The sequence below is a fragment of the Nocardia macrotermitis genome (genome assembly GCF_009604405.1).
GTDB lineage: Bacteria > Actinomycetota > Actinomycetes > Mycobacteriales > Mycobacteriaceae > Nocardia > Nocardia macrotermitis.
The window spans coordinates 1-16602 of sequence record NZ_WEGK01000023.1 but is presented as its reverse complement, the minus strand read 5'-3'; the positions used below and the strand labels follow the sequence as shown (position 1 = coordinate 16602).

Here is a 16602-nt window from a genome sequence, read left to right as displayed (position 1 = left end):
GAGGAGTTATGACGATCGTCGCGATCGTGGCGGCCGTACTGCTGGCGAGCGCGGCCGTACTCACCGGATACCGCGTGCTGGCCGGACCCAGCACGCTGGACCGCGTCGTCGGGGTCGACTCGCTGGTCGGCATCACCGCCTCGGGCCTGGCGGTCTGGGCGGCGTACAGCAACGACGCCACCGTGCTGCCCGGCATCGTGGCGCTGGCCCTGGTCGGCTTCCTCGGTTCGGCCGCGGTCTCCCGCTTCCGCGTCCGGGATGACCGATGAGCTGGTTCGACACCGCCCTGCGCTGGTTCTCCTGCGTGCTGATCCTGCTCGGTTCGGTCTTCGCCCTGACCGCGGCCCTGGGCATCGTCCGTTTCCCGGATACCCTCTCGCGCATGCATGCCGCGACGAAACCGCAGGTCGTCGGCCTGATCCTGATCCTGACCGGTGCCGCGGTGCAGCTCCGCGGCCACGGCAACGTCTGGATGCTCGTCCTGGTCGGCCTGTTCACCCTGCTCACCGCCCCCGCCGTCGCCCACCTGATCGGCCGCACCGCCTACCGCGAACAACGCGGCCGCGACGGCCTGCTGCTGATCAACGAACTCGGCGACGAGGACACCGACTCCTGACGTCGAGCCGCGTCGGCGCGATTGGGGCCGGACCTAGCGCAGTCGAATTCGTTTGTCCCCGAATCAGATTCGGCCGCGACTGATCCAAGCGTGCACCGACCCGAACCCTCAGCGCGGCGGAGTGTCCTCCGGGAAATTCCGCCCACCCGGCCGACGCAGCCGCAGCCGCGCGGTCGACACCCGCAGCGGCGGCAACGCCGGACGCCGCCGAGTAGCCCGACGCTGCGCCCGCCGTTCGGCCGGTTTGTGATGCCAGGTCTCCGGCCGCGCGGCCACCCACCGGGCCGACCGCCATGCGAACGGTATGTGCACCAGATACACCACGACCAGCACGATCAACAGAATCAGCGGATACGTCACCAACGCCGCCGCGATCAACGCGACCAGCACCAGCAGCATCGCCGCGGCCTGCGGCGCCACCGACACCGACTTCATCGCCAACGTGGGCACCGTACTCACCGCCAGCAGCGCGGTGAACACCGTCCACACCGCGATCGCGGGCAGCGTATTCCACCAGCCGTTGCCGAACTGCTCATGCACCGCGACCGGCAGCAGCGCGGTCAACGCGGCCGCGGGCGCGGGTACGCCGGTGAAGTATTCGCGCTGCCAGTCCGGCCGGGTGTCGTCGTCCAGCAGCGTGTTGAACCGGGCCAGCCGCAGCACCAGGCTGACCGTGTAGATCAGCGCGATGATCCATCCGACGCTGTTCCGCTGCAGGAACGACACGTACAGCACCAGCGCGGGCGCGACGCCGAAGGAGATCGCGTCGGCCAGCGAGTCGAGTTCGGCGCCCATCTTGCTGGTGGCGTCGAGCAGCCGCGCGAGCCGCCCGTCGAGGGTGTCCAGGACCGCGGCGGCCCCGATCATCGCGAGCGCGACCTCGCGGGAGCCGTCCAGCGCGAATTTCACCGCCGAGAGTCCCGCGCACAGCGCCAGGATCGTCACGACGCTGGGCAGCAGTCGAACCGTTCTGCGTCGTCCCTGGACGATCGCGGCCTTCTCGATCATGACGCCAGTTCTGCCAGCACCGTCTCCCCGCCGATCGTGCGCTGTCCCGGCTCGACGAGCAGCTGGGTTCCGGCCGGGAAGTAGGTGTCCACGCGCGAGCCGAAGCGGATCAGCCCGTAGGTCTCGCCGATGCTGAGTTTGTCGCCGGCCTTGGCGTCGCAGATGATGCGCCGGGCCAGCAGGCCCGCGATCTGCACGACGGTGATCAGCTGCCCGTTCGCGGTCTCCACGACCATGGTGTTGCGCTCGTTCACCGAACTGGCCTCGGGCAGGTCGGCCGAGCGGAATTGTCCACGCCGATAAGCGATCTCGCGCACGATGCCGGAGACGGGCATGCGCTGCACGTGTACATCCAGCACCGACAGGAAGATGCTCACGCGCGGCACCTCGCCCTCGCCCAGATGCAGTTCGGCGGGCGGGACGGCGGTGTCGACCAGCGCGACCTCGCCGTCGGCGGGCGCGACCACGATGCCGGGCCGGTTCGGCGGCACCCGGTTCGGATGCCGGAAGAACGCGGCCGAGGCCACGGCCGCGCCGATGCTCACCCGGCGTACCCACTTGCGTCGCCGTGCCACCAGCGCCACCGCCAGCGGCGTCGCCACGAAGGGCAGACCGGCGGGGTGCAGCGGTGGGATCGCAGCGCGAACCAGGTCGGCGATGTGGCCGAGTCCGGATTGTTCGGGCGTGCCGGGCGGGGTGGGGCGGCGGGCCACGGGCTCCTCTTTCGTGCATGGGCAGGGGTGTCGCGGGTGCCGGTGACGTATTCGGTCCCGGACCGCGCTCACACCTTACGGGAACAGGTCCCTTCCAGGGCAGGCCGCAAACCGGCGGCGAACGGGACATAGTGGAATCGATTGTGACTTTCCTCAACCTGACGCTACAGTTCGGGATAATATGAGGGGGCCTCATGTCTACCGTTTTGCACCGGTTGTTCGAGGTCCGATGAAGGAAGCCGCGCAGGTACGCAGAGGAGAAGCACGATGGCTGCTCGACTCGCCCAGGTCGAAGGGGCAGAGCACACCGCGATGCTCGGGCTCGGCGTGTACCGCCCAGCTCGGGTCGTCACCAATGACGAGGTCGCCGGTCCGATCGATTCCAGCGACGAGTGGATCCGCACCCGTTCAGGCATCAAGACCAGGCGATTCGCCTCGGACGCGGAGACCATCGTCGAGATGAGCGCCGCCGCGGGCCGGGATGCGCTGGCCGCCGCGGGGATCACCGCGGATCAGGTGAACTGTGTCATCGTGGCGACGTCCACCTGGTTGCTGCTGACCCCGGCCGCCGCCCCGCAGGTCGCGACCCAGCTGGGCATGAATCATCCCGCGGCCTTCGACATCTCCGCCGGTTGCGCGGGCTTCTGTCACGCCATCGCGGTGGCCTCGGACCTGGTCAAGGGGGGTACCGCGAAATATGCGCTGGTGGTCGGCGTCGAGCGGCTGACCGACGCGGTGAATCCGACCGATCGCGGCACGGCCTTCCTGTTCGCCGACGGCGCGGGCGCGGTGGTGATCGGCCCGTCCGACGAGCCCGGTATCGGCCCGACGGTCTGGGGTTCGGACGGCACCCAGCATCGCGCGATCCGCCAGGACAAGGACTGGATGGAGTTCTTCAACGAGATCGACGCCAAGGGCGCCGACGCGGTGCGGCCCTATCTCGCGATGGAGGGCACTGCGGTATTCCGTTGGGCCGCACACTCTTTGAAGACCGTCTGCCTGGACGCGATCGCCAGCGCCGGACTCACCCCGGGCGATATCGACGCGATGGTCCCGCATCAGGCCAACGGCCGCATCATCGAGATCATGGCCCGCGAACTGAAACTGCCGCAGGACACCGCGCTGGCCAACGACATCGAGCACACCGGGAACACCTCGGCGGCCTCGATCCCGCTGGCCATGGAGGCGCTGCTGCGGTCGGGGGAGACCAAGCCCGGTACCGACGCGCTGCTCGTAGCCTTCGGAGCCGGTCTCTCCTACGCCGCCCAAGTCGTGAAACTACCCAACTGGCAGTAACTTTGGCCTCCGCTCCGCTCCGGCGGTTCGCGGCCCCCTGAGGCTCACCGGTCGGCCCCGTGTCGGGCACTCGTTCCTCGCACCCGCCACGCGTCCGACCGGCGAGCCGGGCCGCGAACATTGCTGTCGGCGTTCAACGGGGTCGGCGGAACCGAGCGGCTCAGCTGTCGGCGTTGCACGGTGGTCGGTATTGCTCAGCTCAGATTCCAGGTGACCGTGACGGTGAAGGTGACCGTCTGCGTCCCCGGCTCCAGCGGAATGCTCGACATCGCGGACTGCTTGTGCAACGTGGGCGCGGGCGTGGTGTCGCCACTGCTGGTCTCGTGAATGGTCCGTACTGTCCCCAGCTTCGACCCGGACAGCACCGCGTACTGCTCGGCACGGGATTTCGCGTCGGCGAAGGCGCGGGCGCGGGCGTCGGTGAGCAGCTTGGCGTTGTCGTCCAGCGCGAACGACACCGAATCGACCCGGGTGTCGTTACCTCCGGCCTGCGTCGCCGCGGTGAGGATGGCCGAGGCCTTGGTCAGATCGTGCACCGCGACGTGCACGGTGTTGCTGGAGCGATACCCGGTGATGACCTGATCGGCGCCGTACTGCGGTTGCACCGACACGTCGGTGGTGCGGATGTCCTCCCGCTTGGCTCCCGCGGTAACCATGGCGTCGATGACCGACTTGGCCCTGGTGCTCGCGGTCGAGATGGCCGAGGAAACGTCCGGTGCGGTCACCTCGACGCCGAGATCGGCGTTCAACGTGTCCGGCGTCCCCTGCACCTCGCCCGAACCGATCACGGTGACTTCCCGAGCGGGTGCGGGAGCCGAATCCGAACTCCCGCACCCCGACAGCAGGGCAACGGTTCCGGCGAGGGCGGCAACAGAGCCTGTGATTCGTCGCATCAACAGAACGTACGCGGAATCGGTTTGCCGCACAGTCGCTTCGCCCCGGTGTGGCGGCGGCGAACTCAGCTCTCGACGGCGGTCTTGATCTTGCTCAGCGTCTCGTTCATCCCCGCGACCAAGCCGCTCTCGAACTCCTGCTCGCCGCCGAGCAGGGCGTTGATCATGACCCGGACGGGTTTGGCGACACCGTCGGGGACCTCGCGACGCTCGGTCACGCGGGTGCCCGACGCGGTGGGTTCGAGGGTGTAGCTCCAGATCGTGCGGTTCTCGTTCATCCGGAACGAGAAAACGCGATCGGGTTCGAAACGCAGGATCCGCGAGGAGGTGGGGTAGTAGTACTTGTTGTGGTTGAGGTTCACCGTCCAGGTGCCCGCGCGTACGGTGCCCAGCGGGACCATTCGGATGGTGTCCGGACTGAATTCCGGCATCCGCTTCAGATCACTCAGCACCGCCCAGACCCGCTCCGGCGGCGCGGCGATCTCGATGGTGGCTTCCAGGGGGTTCGGCAACGTCGCCTCCGGTGTGTGTGACGGTTGGTACTTCACAATCTTATCCAGCGTGTCGTCGCGCACATCCGGTGAGCCGGGTCACTCTCGGGTTGAAGATCAACTGGATCACATTCCGATGTGAAGACTGTCCCAACCTGTAATAACGGACGCACAATGGCAGATAGAGATAACGGCAGGCAACGAAGCAACCGACTGGAGTACGTCCCGTCCCATGTGAGGTGATCGGCCGTGAATTTGCGTACGCTGCTGCACCGGCAGGCGGATTCGGTTCCGCTGCTTCCGGTTTCCGAGACCGAACACATCCCCCTTCCCCGACTGCACGGTAAACGGGCGCGCGCCGCGGCCGAGGAACGCCTCGAGCGACTGCTCACCCCGACCGAGCGGGATATCGTCGAACACCGCGAGCCGCACGGATCGTGACCATTCCCGGCCCTGGACGAACCGGAGCCGCCGCATACCCCACCCTCGCCCGGACCGGTTTCCGGGCGCGTACTGCCGTCAGCGAACGCGATACGCGGTACTTGCGTATACCGCCCATACTTGTCAGGTGACTTCACCAGCTTCGGCGAAACCCGCGATCCTCAGCGTCGACGACGATCCGGGCGTCTCCCGCTCGGTCGTGCGTGATCTGCGGCGGCGGTACGGCGCGGACTACCGGATTCTGCGCGCCGAATCGGGTGCGTCGGCCCTGGAGGCGCTGCGCGAGCTGAAGCTGCGCGGCCAGCCTGTCGCGGTGCTGATCGCCGACTACCGGATGCCGGGGATGGACGGCATCGAATTCCTGGAGCAGGCCATGGACCTGCACCCGTACGCCCGGCGCGTGCTGCTGACCGCGTATGCCGACACCAATGCCGCCATCGAGGCGATCAATGTGGTGGATCTGGACCACTATCTGCTCAAGCCGTGGGATCCGCCGGAGGAGAAACTGTATCCGGTGATCGACGCGCTGCTCGAGGCGTGGCGCAGCGATGCACATCGGCCGGTGCACGAGACGAAGGTGGTCGGGCACCGCTGGTCCGCGCGCAGTTCCCAGGTGCGGGAATTCCTGGCCCGCAATCAACTTCCGTACCGCTGGTATCTGGCCGACGAGCCGGAGGGTTCGCGGCTGTTGCAGGCGGCGGGCGCGTCCGCGGACAACTGCCCGGTCGTCATCGATGCGGCCGGGAAGGCGCTGCTGGCCCCCTCGGACAGTGAATTGGCCGCGAGCGTCGGGCTCAATACCGATCCGACCGGCGAATTCTACGATCTGATCGTGATCGGCGGCGGTCCGGCCGGACTCGGCGCCGCGGTCTACGGCGCGTCCGAGGGATTGCGCACGGTGCTGGTCGAACGCACCGCGACCGGTGGTCAGGCGGGGCAGAGTTCGCGCATCGAGAACTATCTCGGATTCCCGGACGGGCTGTCCGGCGCGCAATTGGCCGACCGCGCCCGGCGGCAGGCCGTCAAATTCGGGGCCGAACTCATCACCGCCCGCGAAGTGGTCGGCCTGGAGGTGTGCGGTTCGGCGCGGGTGGTGAATTTCGACGACGGCAGTTCCATTTCCGCGCATTCGGTACTGATCGCGACGGGCGTCAACTACCGGCATCATCCCGCGCCGGGCGTGGACGAATTCACCGGGCGCGGAGTCTATTACGGTTCCGCGATGACCGAGGCCGCGGACTGCGCCGACCGCGATGTCTACATCGTGGGCGGGGCGAATTCGGCCGGACAGGCCGCGGTATTCCTGTCCCGGCACGCCTGCACCGTGCACATCCTGATTCGTGCGGATTCGCTGGAGAAATCCATGTCGCACTATCTGATTCAGCAGATCGAGCAGATCGGCAATATCGTCGTGCACCCCTGCACCGAGGTCGTCGCGGCCGACGGTGACGGTCACCTGGAACGACTCGTGTTGCGCAACAATGCGACCGGCACGGAGGACAAGGTGGACGCCGAGCGGTTGTTCCTGTTCATCGGGGCCGCGCCGGAGACCGACTGGCTGGACGCGATCGTCACCCGGGACGCCGCCGGATACGTGCTGGCCGGGCCGGATCTGATGGTGGACGGCAACCGCCCGTCCGGCTGGGAGCTGCCGCGCCCGCCGCATCATCTCGAGACCAGCGTGCCCGGCGTGTTCGTGGCCGGTGACGTGCGTTCCGAATCGGCCAAACGCGTCGCGTCGGCCGTGGGTGAGGGCGCGATGGCGGTCATGCTGGTCCACCGATACATCGCCAAGCAGTAACGGCCGAAGCAGTAAGGAGAGGTGTGCGTCGTGTCCGACAATGCCGAGAGCACCGAATTGATCTGCGATCCACACGAATTGCGGACCCTGTTCCTGTTCGAGAAGCTCGACGACGACCAGCTGGCCTGGCTGTGCCGCGACGGCCGGATGGAGAACTTCGAACCCGGCCTGGTCTTCCGCGAGGGTGAGCCCGCGACCTGCTTCTATGTGCTGATGGAGGGCGAGGTCGTGCTGACCAAGCAGTCCGGCGGCGAGGAGATCGAGCTGGTGCGCACCCGCCACCGCGGTTCGTACGCCGGGGCGTGGACCGCCTACATGCAGGACAAGATCGATCAGAACTACTCCGGGTCGTTCTACGTCACCGAGCCCTCGCGCTTCTACGTGCTCGAGGCGGCGGTCTTCGCGCGGATGATGCAGGAATGGTTCCCGATGGCCCTGCACCTGCTCGAGGGCGTGTTCTTCGGCAACCGGAACAGCAACGAGATCATCGGCCAGCGGGAGCGGCTGCTCGCGTTGGGTTCGCTGTCGGCGGGCCTGACGCACGAGCTGAACAATCCCGCGTCCGCGGCCGTGCGGGCCACCTCGGCGCTGCGTGATCGGGTCGCGGGGATGCGGCACAAGCTGAAGATGATGGCGCACGGCAAGTTCTCCACCGAAACGCTGGAGGCCCTGGTCCAGTTGCAGGAGGAGGCCGCCACCCAGGTCGCCAAGGCCCCCACGCTGACCCCGCTCGAGACCGCCGACCGCGAGGACGAACTCGGCGACTGGCTCGACGAGCACGGCATCGCCAACGGCTGGGACATCGCCCCGACGTTCGTGCAGGCGGGTTTCGACGTCGACTGGCTCGAACGGGTGGCCGGAACGTTGGAGGGTTGCGGCACAAACGTTTTCGAGGGCGCGATCCGCTGGCTGAACTACACGGTCGAGACCGAACTGCTGATGAACGAGATCACCGATTCGACCACGCGGGTGTCCTCGCTGGTGAACGCGGCCAAACAGTATTCGCAGATGGATCGCGCGCCGTTCCAGGTGGTCGACATCCACGAACTGCTCAAGAGCACGCTGGTGATGCTGGCCCGCAAGATCGGCGACGACATCACCGTGGTCAAGGACTTCGACCGCACCCTGCCGCAGGTCCCTTGTTACGCAGCGGAATTGAATCAGGTGTGGACGAACCTGATCGACAACGCGGTCGGCGCGATGCAGGGCCGCGGCACCCTGACCGTCCGCACCTACCGCGAGAACGACTGTGCGGTGGTGGAAATCGGCGACACCGGCCCGGGCGTGCCCGCCGAACTGCGGCACCGGATCTTCGAACCGTTCTTCACCACCAAGCCCGTCGGCGAGGGAACCGGTCTGGGACTGGACATCTCGTTCCGCATCGTGGCCAAGAAGCACGGCGGCGACATTCGGGTGGAGTCGGTGCCGGGCGACACCCGCTTCATCGTCCGGCTGCCGCTGGATCCGCCGAACCGCCCCGCCGATATTCTCGAATCGTCGGGAGACCCTGTCGCGCAATCGAATCTCGGAGGTGAGTGATGGCCGAATCCATCGAGGGTATCGACGCGTCCGTACCGCCCAGCGGCCCCGGCTGCGTGGAATGCGAAGCGGCCCAGGGCTGGTGGGTCCATCTGCGCCGCTGCGCCGCCTGCGGCCACGTCGGCTGTTGCGACAGTTCCCCCGCCCAGCACGCCAGCAAGCACTTCGCCGCCACCGGCCACCCCTACATCCAGAGCTTCGAACCCGGCGAGGACTGGTTCTGGGATTTCCGCACCGACGAAATGTTCTCCGAGGGCCCCACCCTCACCCCGCCGTCCCACCACCCCACCAGCCAAACCGTCCCGGGCCCCCGTGACCGAGTCCCCACCGACTGGCAGAACCACGTCCACTGATCGGTTTCCGGAACACGCAGCGTCAGTCTCCGAAATCGCCAGCTCCAGGCCCACCGAGTTCCGCCAGCTCCGAATAACGCCGACTGCAAGGGTCGGGGCCCGGCTCGATTCTGGACTGACGGAGCGGGGGAGCGAAGCGGAGGAGCGGAGGAGGGAAGAATCGAGCCTTCGCCGGGCCCCGACCCCGCCGGAGCGGAGCGGAGGCCAAAGACACAGTCCCGCCGGAGCGGAGCGGAGGCAGAAGATACAGTTGCGGGCGCGCCGGGGACCGGCGTTACCGACCATCTGGGATTACGTGTAGATGAAACGACTTTCGGTGATCGTTGCTCGTGGGGCGGCGGTCGTGGCCCTCGGTGCGTTGACGACGGGACTCGCCGCATGCGGTGGGCACCAGGACAATTCGGCCGGTTCGGCGTCGGCGTCGGCGACGAGTGCCACCGCCGCGGCGGTCGCGAGCAGTGCCGCGGCGGCTCCCAGCAGCGCCGCGACCAGCAGTGCGGCCGCGTCGAGCGCGGCGGTCGACTCGAAGCTGGGCCCGGCCTCCCGCACCACGTGCGCCACCTTCAAGAACATGAGCATCGAGGACGAGACGTCCTTGGTGAAGAAGGTGCTCGCGGAGAATCCGGGTTCGCGGTTGCAGGGCAGCCCGAACGTCGCACTGGGCACCGCGAAGCTGGTCTGTCTGGCGTCGAGTGAGCAGAACAAGCCCATCGCGGTCGCCATCGGCGTCGCCCAGCAGTGACCGGTGGAGCTCGGCGGTAACCGTTCGTTCAGGGTTCGATAAGCGCCGCGCCGCATCGTGATCGCATGGACGGCGACAGCGGCGGCACCCGATCGGCACGAGACCCCTTGTGGAGCACCGTGATCGGAGTGATCCGATGATGGTGATGCCACTGCGGGACGTCTGCGGGAGTGTGCGGCCGTACACCAGCGCCGCAGCGCGACGTCGCCCCGCTCGCGGTGCGCGCATCGCTGCCGGGCGACGCTGGTGGGGTGCGCGATCGCCGATTCCGCGCCATCACCCGGACCCGGATCGAGCGGTGCATCGTCCGCGCCTGTTCGCCCTCGCCTATCGCCTGCTCGGAGCGGCGAGCGCGGCCGAGGACACGGTGCGCGAGGCCGTCGAGCGTTGTGCGTTCACCGATCCGCTCACCGCCGCCACCGTCGAGGCCCGGCTGACCGCCGAGGTGGTCAACCTGTGCCGGACCCGCCTGGACGTCGAACGGGCGCGTCGCGGCGAAACCTGGCTACCCGAACCGGTGCCGACCGCCCACGGCGAACTGGGCCCACTGGATTCGGCAGCACAGCGCGATTTGATCTCCCTGTCGACTTTGACTCTGCTGGAACAACTTTCACCATCCGAACGCGCGGTCTTCGTCCTGCGTGAGGCATTCGAATACGCGCACCGCGAGATCGCGGACATCCTCGACATCCCCGAAGCCGAATCGCAACAGCTGTACCGAATCGCGCGGAAGTGCTTGCACGACAATCGGATTCGCCCGCGCCCCGCGACCGAGATCGGCCCGGTATCCGAGCGATTCCTGCTGGCGGCCCGCGCAGGCGACCACACCACCGTGCACCAGTTGCTCAGCGCCGACGCGATCGCGATATCGGACGATGCCACCGCACATTCGGCGGGGCGTGACCAGGTCGAGCCCTACCTACTCGAGCTACTAACCAAGCGCCGCCCCGGCACATCGATCTCCCTGGAGGAGATCAACGGCGTCCCCGCCGCCGTCGCACGATCCGGCCGAACCGTGCTGCTGGTCGCGGTACCGGAGATCATCCGCGACCAGGTATCAGCCGTCCGAATCATGACCACCCCGGACAAACTCACCTATCTCGCGCGCGGTGATGGAAGTACACGCGGTGATGGGAAGATCTGACTCCCCTCATCCGCGCTCAACCGACGTCCGTGATCAGCGGAAATACCCCTGGAACAGAATGCTCGCGACATGCGTGGCCGTCTCCCGCCCGACCTGATCACCGTTCTTCACCGTCGCGGTATCCCCGGTGATCGCCACGGTGAAACGCTCGTTCGGCCCGACGAACCCGACGGAGTTGTCCAGCCACGAACCGTCCGGATTATCGGGTGACCAGCCGTCCTTGTTGCCGGGCTGCGCGGCCGGTCCCGCACCCCACACACCCCACTGCTGCACCGCGCCCACCGATCGCATCTCGCGCACCAGATACGCCCGGTCGGCCGGATTCAGTTGCGCCAGTGCGGCATTCATCAACCGATCCAGATCCGCGGCGGTGGTCCGCATCCAGCCCCAATACGGTTGCGCGTCACGGAATTTCGACGCCGTCATGCCGAAACGTCCCAGATCCCGCGCGAAACTCGCACCGCCGTAACGCTTCCACAGCGCGTCGGCTGCGTCGTCGTCGCTGACGTTCAGCATGCGATGCATCAGATCGCGGTCCGACGCGGACAGTGTGATGGCCCCGGATTCGTTGCGTAGCAACAGACTCGCGACCATCTCCAGCTTCTCGGTCGACTCGGCCCACACCAGGCGGTTCGCGTTGCCGTTCTGCCAGATCGCACCGGTCTGCCGGTCGAACACGACGATTCCGGTGGTCCCGGGCCGGGTCTTGGCGTAGGCGTCGGCGGCGGTCGCGCGGGTCACCAGCGCGGGATCGAGGGCCGGCGCCTGGGCCGACGTCGTCGGCATGTGCAGCGCGAATGTTGCCACCACGGCCGTGGCGACGGCGGCCGAGCGTCGAAATGCGGACATATCTACCTGTCGACGAGGTTCATTGTTGCTTCTGCCTTCTGCAGGGTATTGGCCGTTCCTGGGAATCACACCCATCGGCGGCCGGTTGTCGCGAATGCGTCGTCAACTTTTGGTTGACGATATCGCGTTGGTCAACCTAAAGTTGACGCATGACCGAGAAGATACGCCTCGACGATCTGATCGAAGGCATCAAACGCGCCCGTCCCGACGACGTCCTGGAACAACTGTCCGACGCGGTCGTCACCGCCGGACACCTGAGCGATGTGGCCGACCACCTGATCGGGCACTTCGTGGATCAGGCCCGCCGCTCCGGCGCCTCGTGGACCGACATCGGCCGCAGCATGGGCGTCACCAAGCAGGCCGCGCAGAAACGTTTCGTCCCCAAACCCGCCGATGCGGCCGCCATGGACCCCAACGCCGGTTTCGCGCGCTTCACCGAACGCGCGCGCAAGGTCGTGGTCGTCTCGCAGGAGGAGGCCCGCCGCGCCGCCAGCGTCGAGATCCAACTCGAACACCTCGTGCTCGGCCTGATCGCCCTGCCGGAATCCTTCGCCGCGCACGCGATCGTCGCGAACGGCGTCACCCTGGACGCGGTGCGCCGGGTCGCCGAGGCCGCCCTGCCCGCGGGGCGGCCCGAGGATGTCCCCGCCCTCATCCCCTTCAACGCCCAGGCTCGCAAGGCCCTGGAACTGACCTACCGCGAAGCACTTCGCCTGGGGCACAACTACATCGGCACCGAACATATCCTGCTGGCCCTGCTCGAACTCGAGGACGGCAGCGGCCTGCTGTCCGGCCTGGGCCTGGGCAAGGCAGAGGTGGAGAAGGACATCTCCGCGCAACTCGCCCAGTTCGCACCCCCACCCGGCCACGAGCCGCCGCCCGCACACCAGCCCCCGCCGCCCGGTGGTCAGGTCCCGCCGGTTCCGCCCGGCGGTCAGATCCCGCCCGCGCACTTCGCGCCACCCGGACATCAGCCGCCGCCCCCGCCCGGACTGCCCCGGACCCCCGGACTGCCCCGGACCCCCGGCCAGTCCATGCCTCCGCAGCCGCCCGCGCCCCCGCAACCCCCGGTTCCGCCGCAAGCTTGAATACCGATGAATACGAGAAGGGCCCGTTCACTCGAACGGGCCCTTCCTCGCGCTCGGGACTCAGCTGGGCGTGCGAGCGACAGCGAATACACGCCGGAACGGCAACCACGTCGTCCCGTCGGCCTGCCGCGGATAAGCCTCCCGCAACAAAGGCGCCAACTCCCCGACGAACCGATCCCACCCACTGTCGTCGAGCACATCCCGCACCGGCCGCAACGCCGTCCCCGAAACCCACTTCAACACCGGATCCTCCCCGGTGAGACGCTGCAAATACGTTGTCTCCCAAGCATCTACGGCGCATCCGGCCGCGGCCAGCACGGTCGCGTACCCGGTCGGATCCAGCACGTTGCGCGGTTGCAGCAGCCCCGCGGGTTCGAGCTGCTCGCGCCACTCGTCGCGGGCGGCGAGCTCCCGGATGGACCGATGCGAGGGCGCGTCGAAATTACCGGGCACCTGGATCGCCAGCCACGCGCTGGGCGGCAGTTTGCGGGCCCACTCGTCGAGCAGCGCCGGATGTCCGGGCACCCACTGCAACACCGCGTTGGACACCACCACGTCGGTATCGGGTTCGGGAGCCCAGTCCCGCACATCGAGCAGGGTCGCGTGCACGCCGCGCGCCCGCGCGGCGGCGACCATCTCGGGCGAGGAGTCCGACGCCTCGACGATCGCCTCGGGCCAGCGCTGCGACAGCACCGAGGTCAGATGTCCGGGACCGCAGCCCAGATCGGTGACGCGCCGGGGCTGTTCGGCGCCGATCCGGGCGAGCAGTTCGTAGAAGGGACGGGAGCGGTGGTCGTCGAAGGCCAGATACTGCTGGGGATCCCACATGGGCGGCTCCTGACGTCGCTGTTATCGGCAATGATATCGCTTAACCAAACCGTACGTCCGTACTTTATAAGCCGAAGTGCGCTTGCGCAACAGGTGTCCGGATAGGATGTGCCCATGGCGGATGACACCGATTCCGACCTGATCGCCGGGGAACTACGGGTTGACCTGCTGCGAGCGCTCTCCTATGTGGAGACCGAGTCGGGTCCGGACGGCAGTTACATCGTCAACGGGGATCTCCCGCCCGAGGTGGCGCCCCCTTTCATCCGCGCCATCATGCGCATCGAGGCTGAACTCCTGCTGCACGACGCCCGTCAGGTCACCGTCGACCGCGGCGAACCGCGCACCCCCGAGGAGCGTCGCGCCGACGCCTTCCTGGCCCTGGCGCTGCGCGTCACGGACACCTGATTCCGCCCTCCCGAACCGCCCTCGCCAACCTTGCACTCGGTACCTACGAGTGCTAAAAAGGGATCTGGCACTCCTAACCAATGAGTGCCAGGTCGGGATGGTGAGGCCGAGACACTCGGTCGTCCGTCGCGGGCACCGAACCTGGCCAGATCGTGTCAATCCCTGATCTGGAGGATTTCAACAACGCCATGGCCAAGACAATTGCTTACGACGAAGAGGCCCGCCGCGGCCTCGAGCGCGGCCTGAACAGCCTCGCCGACGCCGTCAAGGTGACGCTGGGCCCCAAGGGTCGCAACGTCGTCCTGGAGAAGAAGTGGGGCGCCCCCACGATCACCAACGATGGTGTGTCCATCGCCAAGGAGATCGAGCTCGAGGACCCGTACGAGAAGATCGGCGCCGAGCTGGTCAAGGAAGTCGCCAAGAAGACCGACGACGTCGCGGGCGACGGCACCACCACCGCGACCGTGCTGGCGCAGGCGCTGGTGCGCGAGGGTCTGCGCAACGTCGCGGCCGGCGCGAACCCGCTGGGCCTCAAGCGCGGCATCGAGAAGGCCGTCGAGGCTGTCACCGGTCGTCTCCTGGCTTCGGCCAAGGAGGTCGAGACCAAGGAGCAGATCGCTGCCACCGCCGCCATCTCCGCCGGCGACGCGTCCATCGGTGAGCTGATCGCCGAGGCCATGGACAAGGTCGGCAAGGAAGGCGTCATCACCGTCGAGGAGAGCAACACCTTCGGGCTCCAGCTGGAGCTGACCGAGGGTATGCGCTTCGACAAGGGCTACATCTCGGGCTACTTCGTCACCGACCCGGAGCGTCAGGAAGCGGTCCTCGAGGACCCGTACATCCTGCTGGTCGGCTCGAAGATCTCGACCGTCAAGGACCTGCTGCCGCTGCTGGAGAAGGTCATCCAGGCCGGCAAGCCGCTGCTGATCATCGCGGAAGACGTCGAGGGCGAAGCGCTTTCGACCCTGGTCGTGAACAAGATCCGCGGCACCTTCAAGTCCGTCGCCGTCAAGGCCCCGGGCTTCGGTGACCGTCGCAAGGCGCAGCTGGCCGACATCGCCATCCTCACCGGTGGCGAGGTCATCAGCGAAGAGGTCGGCCTCTCGCTCGAGACCGCGACCGTCGACCTGCTGGGCACCGCCCGCAAGGTCGTCATCACCAAGGACGAGACCACGATCGTGGACGGTGCCGGCGATGCCGACGCCATCCAGGGCCGCGTCGCGCAGATCCGCACCGAGATCGAGAACTCGGATTCGGACTACGACCGCGAGAAGCTGCAGGAGCGCCTGGCCAAGCTGGCCGGCGGTGTTGCGGTGATCAAGGCCGGCGCCGCCACCGAGGTGGAGCTCAAGGAGCGCAAGCACCGCATCGAAGATGCCGTGCGCAACGCCAAGGCCGCCGTCGAGGAGGGCATCGTCCCCGGTGGTGGTGTGGCCCTGCTGCAGTCCGCTCCCGCCCTGGACGACCTGAAGCTCGAGGGTGACGAGGCCACCGGCGCGAACATCGTTCGCGTCGCGCTGGGCGCGCCGCTGAAGCAGATCGCGTTCAACGCGGGCCTGGAGCCCGGCGTGGTGGCCGAGAAGGTCTCCAACCTGCCCACCGGCCAGGGCCTCAACGCCGACTCCGGCGTCTACGAGGACCTGCTGGCGGCCGGCGTTGCCGACCCGGTCAAGGTGACTCGTTCGGCGCTGCAGAACGCGGCCTCGATCGCGGCCCTGTTCCTCACCACCGAGGCCGTCGTGGCCGACAAGCCGGAGAAGGCCGCCGCTCCCGCGGGCGACCCGACCGGTGGCATGGGTGGCATGGACTTCTGAGTCCTGCCTCTCGGCAACCCATTTCGCACCGGTAGCCGGTCCGCTCTCACGAGCGGGCCGGCTACCGGTGTTTTGTGGGGGCGTCGCCGAGAATCCGTCCGACAATCCTCGCGACAATGCGGTCGCCGATGCCGTCCGTTCACGAAGCGTATTCGCGCGGTTAGGCCGGATGACCAGGCGATTTGACATTGAAACAGCCTGCCGCGTAACTTATTCCAGGTCAGAGCGACACGGACACCGACCCGGGCCCCAGCGGCCAGGGAAACGAGGTAGGACGAGGAGCGCCTGGCTCTCACACTAGCTCGACCGAGACCCCGATTTGGATCGGGATCGAGGGTTGCGCTAAGCTTGAAAAGTTGCCTCACCGATCGACCGGGATAAATTCCCGCGAGATGGTGTGTGCGTGTGTTCTTTGAGAACTCAATAGTGTGTCGATGAATGTCAGTGCCAATTATTTTATTGGTTCCGGCCTCTTGCACCCCCGTGTGGGAGTGTCGGACATTTAGTCAGCAAATACTTTTGCTGGTGTTTGATTTTTTGCCATGGTTTTCGGACTCTGGTTAATTCTTCCGATTAGCCCT

At 67.2% G+C, this 16602-nt stretch carries 18 protein-coding genes and 1 pseudogene; 12 read left to right on the top strand and 7 right to left on the bottom strand.

Translation table 11 applies throughout. From position 1 onward, the window contains the following. The first annotated feature begins 8 nt into the window (after positions 1-8). Both NRB20_RS33955 and mnhG read left to right on the top strand, forming a co-directional pair. Positions 9-269, top strand: coding sequence for a monovalent cation/H+ antiporter complex subunit F (locus NRB20_RS33955; RefSeq protein ID WP_153415513.1), 261 nt, complete (start codon positions 9-11; stop codon positions 267-269). After that, positions 266-616 (top strand): monovalent cation/H(+) antiporter subunit G, encoded by a 351-nt coding sequence (gene mnhG, locus NRB20_RS33950; protein ID WP_153415512.1) that lies wholly within the window; start codon positions 266-268, stop codon positions 614-616. The genes NRB20_RS33955 and mnhG overlap by 4 nt, the downstream gene beginning before the upstream one ends. A gap of 108 nt (positions 617-724) precedes the next feature. Here the strand turns inward: mnhG and NRB20_RS33945 are convergent, their stop codons facing one another. Beyond that, on the bottom strand, positions 725-1624 hold the full coding sequence (locus tag NRB20_RS33945; protein WP_153415511.1) for a CDP-alcohol phosphatidyltransferase family protein: 900 nt from the start codon (positions 1622-1624) through the stop codon (positions 725-727). Next, on the bottom strand, positions 1621-2337 hold the full coding sequence (locus NRB20_RS33940; RefSeq protein ID WP_319945753.1) for a phosphatidylserine decarboxylase: 717 nt from the start codon (positions 2335-2337) through the stop codon (positions 1621-1623). Before NRB20_RS33940 ends, NRB20_RS33945 begins: the two co-directional genes overlap by 4 nt. A 267-nt stretch (positions 2338-2604) precedes the next feature. Between NRB20_RS33940 and NRB20_RS33935 the strand changes: the two genes are divergently transcribed. After that, the gene (locus tag NRB20_RS33935) at positions 2605-3633 is read left to right on the top strand and encodes a beta-ketoacyl-ACP synthase III (protein WP_153415510.1); all 1029 of its coding nucleotides are present in this window, start codon (positions 2605-2607) and stop codon (positions 3631-3633) included. 194 nt (positions 3634-3827) lie between these two features. Here NRB20_RS33935 and NRB20_RS33930 read toward each other — a convergent pair whose 3' ends face one another. Both NRB20_RS33930 and NRB20_RS33925 read right to left on the bottom strand, forming a co-directional pair. Further along, complete coding sequence (locus tag NRB20_RS33930) at positions 3828-4526, bottom strand: SIMPL domain-containing protein (RefSeq protein WP_153415509.1); 699 nt, start codon at positions 4524-4526, stop codon at positions 3828-3830. Between the two features lie 65 nt (positions 4527-4591). Further along, the gene (locus tag NRB20_RS33925; protein ID WP_153415581.1) at positions 4592-5038 is read right to left on the bottom strand and encodes an SRPBCC family protein; all 447 of its coding nucleotides are present in this window, start codon (positions 5036-5038) and stop codon (positions 4592-4594) included. A gap of 228 nt (positions 5039-5266) precedes the next feature. Here NRB20_RS33925 and NRB20_RS33920 point away from each other — a divergent pair, with 228 nt between their 5' ends. The 4 genes from NRB20_RS33920 (at position 5267) to NRB20_RS33905 (ending at position 9151) form a co-directional block, all read left to right on the top strand. Beyond that, a complete protein-coding gene (locus NRB20_RS33920; protein WP_153415508.1) occupies positions 5267-5458 on the top strand; it encodes a hypothetical protein in 192 nt (63 codons plus the stop codon). Positions 5459-5585: 127 nt separating this feature from the next. Then, positions 5586-7259: an FAD-dependent oxidoreductase gene (locus NRB20_RS33915; protein WP_319945752.1), complete on the top strand. Its 1674-nt coding sequence runs from the start codon at positions 5586-5588 to the stop codon at positions 7257-7259. 30 nt (positions 7260-7289) lie between these two features. Beyond that, complete coding sequence (locus NRB20_RS33910; protein WP_406603915.1) at positions 7290-8798, top strand: ATP-binding protein; 1509 nt, start codon at positions 7290-7292, stop codon at positions 8796-8798. After that, positions 8798-9151, top strand: coding sequence for a UBP-type zinc finger domain-containing protein (locus NRB20_RS33905; RefSeq protein WP_153415507.1), 354 nt, complete (start codon positions 8798-8800; stop codon positions 9149-9151). Before NRB20_RS33910 ends, NRB20_RS33905 begins: the two co-directional genes overlap by 1 nt. Positions 9152-9442: 291 nt before the next feature. Here the strand turns inward: NRB20_RS33905 and NRB20_RS33900 are convergent, their stop codons facing one another. Further along, positions 9443-9730 (bottom strand): hypothetical protein, encoded by a 288-nt coding sequence (locus tag NRB20_RS33900; protein WP_153415506.1) that lies wholly within the window; start codon positions 9728-9730, stop codon positions 9443-9445. On the opposite strand from NRB20_RS33900, the gene NRB20_RS33895 reads away from it, so the two are divergent. Further along, positions 9723-9893 carry a hypothetical protein gene (locus NRB20_RS33895; RefSeq protein ID WP_153415505.1) on the top strand — a complete coding sequence of 57 codons (171 nt, stop codon included), beginning with the start codon at positions 9723-9725 and terminating at the stop codon, positions 9891-9893. The genes NRB20_RS33900 and NRB20_RS33895 overlap by 8 nt on opposite strands. Before the next feature lie 136 nt (positions 9894-10029). Further along, a complete protein-coding gene (locus tag NRB20_RS33890) occupies positions 10030-11037 on the top strand; it encodes a sigma factor-like helix-turn-helix DNA-binding protein (RefSeq protein ID WP_153415504.1) in 1008 nt (335 codons plus the stop codon). 33 nt (positions 11038-11070) lie between these two features. Here NRB20_RS33890 and NRB20_RS33885 read toward each other — a convergent pair whose 3' ends face one another. After that, positions 11071-11886 (bottom strand): serine hydrolase, encoded by an 816-nt coding sequence (locus NRB20_RS33885; protein ID WP_153415503.1) that lies wholly within the window; start codon positions 11884-11886, stop codon positions 11071-11073. Positions 11887-12035: 149 nt separating this feature from the next. Here NRB20_RS33885 and NRB20_RS33880 point away from each other — a divergent pair. Beyond that, positions 12036-12731, top strand: a pseudogene (locus NRB20_RS33880) (Clp protease N-terminal domain-containing protein); the annotation flags it as partial. Between the two features lie 303 nt (positions 12732-13034). On the opposite strand, the gene NRB20_RS33875 reads toward NRB20_RS33880, so the two are convergent. Next, on the bottom strand, positions 13035-13802 hold the full coding sequence (locus NRB20_RS33875) for a trans-aconitate 2-methyltransferase (protein WP_153415501.1): 768 nt from the start codon (positions 13800-13802) through the stop codon (positions 13035-13037). A 114-nt stretch (positions 13803-13916) separates the two neighbouring features. Between NRB20_RS33875 and NRB20_RS33870 the strand changes: the two genes are divergently transcribed. Further along, positions 13917-14207 (top strand): DUF222 domain-containing protein, encoded by a 291-nt coding sequence (locus NRB20_RS33870; protein ID WP_067884025.1) that lies wholly within the window; start codon positions 13917-13919, stop codon positions 14205-14207. 188 nt (positions 14208-14395) lie between these two features. Continuing rightward, a complete protein-coding gene (gene groL, locus NRB20_RS33865) occupies positions 14396-16021 on the top strand; it encodes a chaperonin GroEL (protein WP_153415579.1) in 1626 nt (541 codons plus the stop codon). Positions 16022-16602: the final 581 nt, after the last annotated feature.

Excerpts from the sequence above, each read along its gene's own strand:
- groL (WP_153415579.1), top strand. The coding sequence starts at position 14,396 with ATGGCCAAGACAATTGCTTACGACGAAGAGGCCCGCCGCGGCCTCGAG.
- NRB20_RS33900 (WP_153415506.1), bottom strand. The coding sequence starts at position 9,730 with ATGCTCATGTTCTTGAAGGTGGCGCACGTGGTGCGGGAGGCCGGGCCC.
- NRB20_RS33895 (WP_153415505.1), top strand. The coding sequence starts at position 9,723 with ATGAGCATCGAGGACGAGACGTCCTTGGTGAAGAAGGTGCTCGCGGAG.
- NRB20_RS33930 (WP_153415509.1), bottom strand. The coding sequence starts at position 4,526 with ATGCGACGAATCACAGGCTCTGTTGCCGCCCTCGCCGGAACCGTTGCC.
- NRB20_RS33905 (WP_153415507.1), top strand. The coding sequence starts at position 8,798 with ATGGCCGAATCCATCGAGGGTATCGACGCGTCCGTACCGCCCAGCGGC.
- NRB20_RS33870 (WP_067884025.1), top strand. The coding sequence starts at position 13,917 with ATGGCGGATGACACCGATTCCGACCTGATCGCCGGGGAACTACGGGTT.
- mnhG (WP_153415512.1), top strand. The coding sequence starts at position 266 with ATGAGCTGGTTCGACACCGCCCTGCGCTGGTTCTCCTGCGTGCTGATC.
- NRB20_RS33885 (WP_153415503.1), bottom strand. The coding sequence starts at position 11,886 with ATGTCCGCATTTCGACGCTCGGCCGCCGTCGCCACGGCCGTGGTGGCA.
- NRB20_RS33875 (WP_153415501.1), bottom strand. The coding sequence starts at position 13,802 with ATGTGGGATCCCCAGCAGTATCTGGCCTTCGACGACCACCGCTCCCGT.
- NRB20_RS33955 (WP_153415513.1), top strand. The coding sequence starts at position 9 with ATGACGATCGTCGCGATCGTGGCGGCCGTACTGCTGGCGAGCGCGGCC.
- NRB20_RS33945 (WP_153415511.1), bottom strand. The coding sequence starts at position 1,624 with ATGATCGAGAAGGCCGCGATCGTCCAGGGACGACGCAGAACGGTTCGA.
- NRB20_RS33890 (WP_153415504.1), top strand. The coding sequence starts at position 10,030 with ATGATGGTGATGCCACTGCGGGACGTCTGCGGGAGTGTGCGGCCGTAC.
- NRB20_RS33935 (WP_153415510.1), top strand. The coding sequence starts at position 2,605 with ATGGCTGCTCGACTCGCCCAGGTCGAAGGGGCAGAGCACACCGCGATG.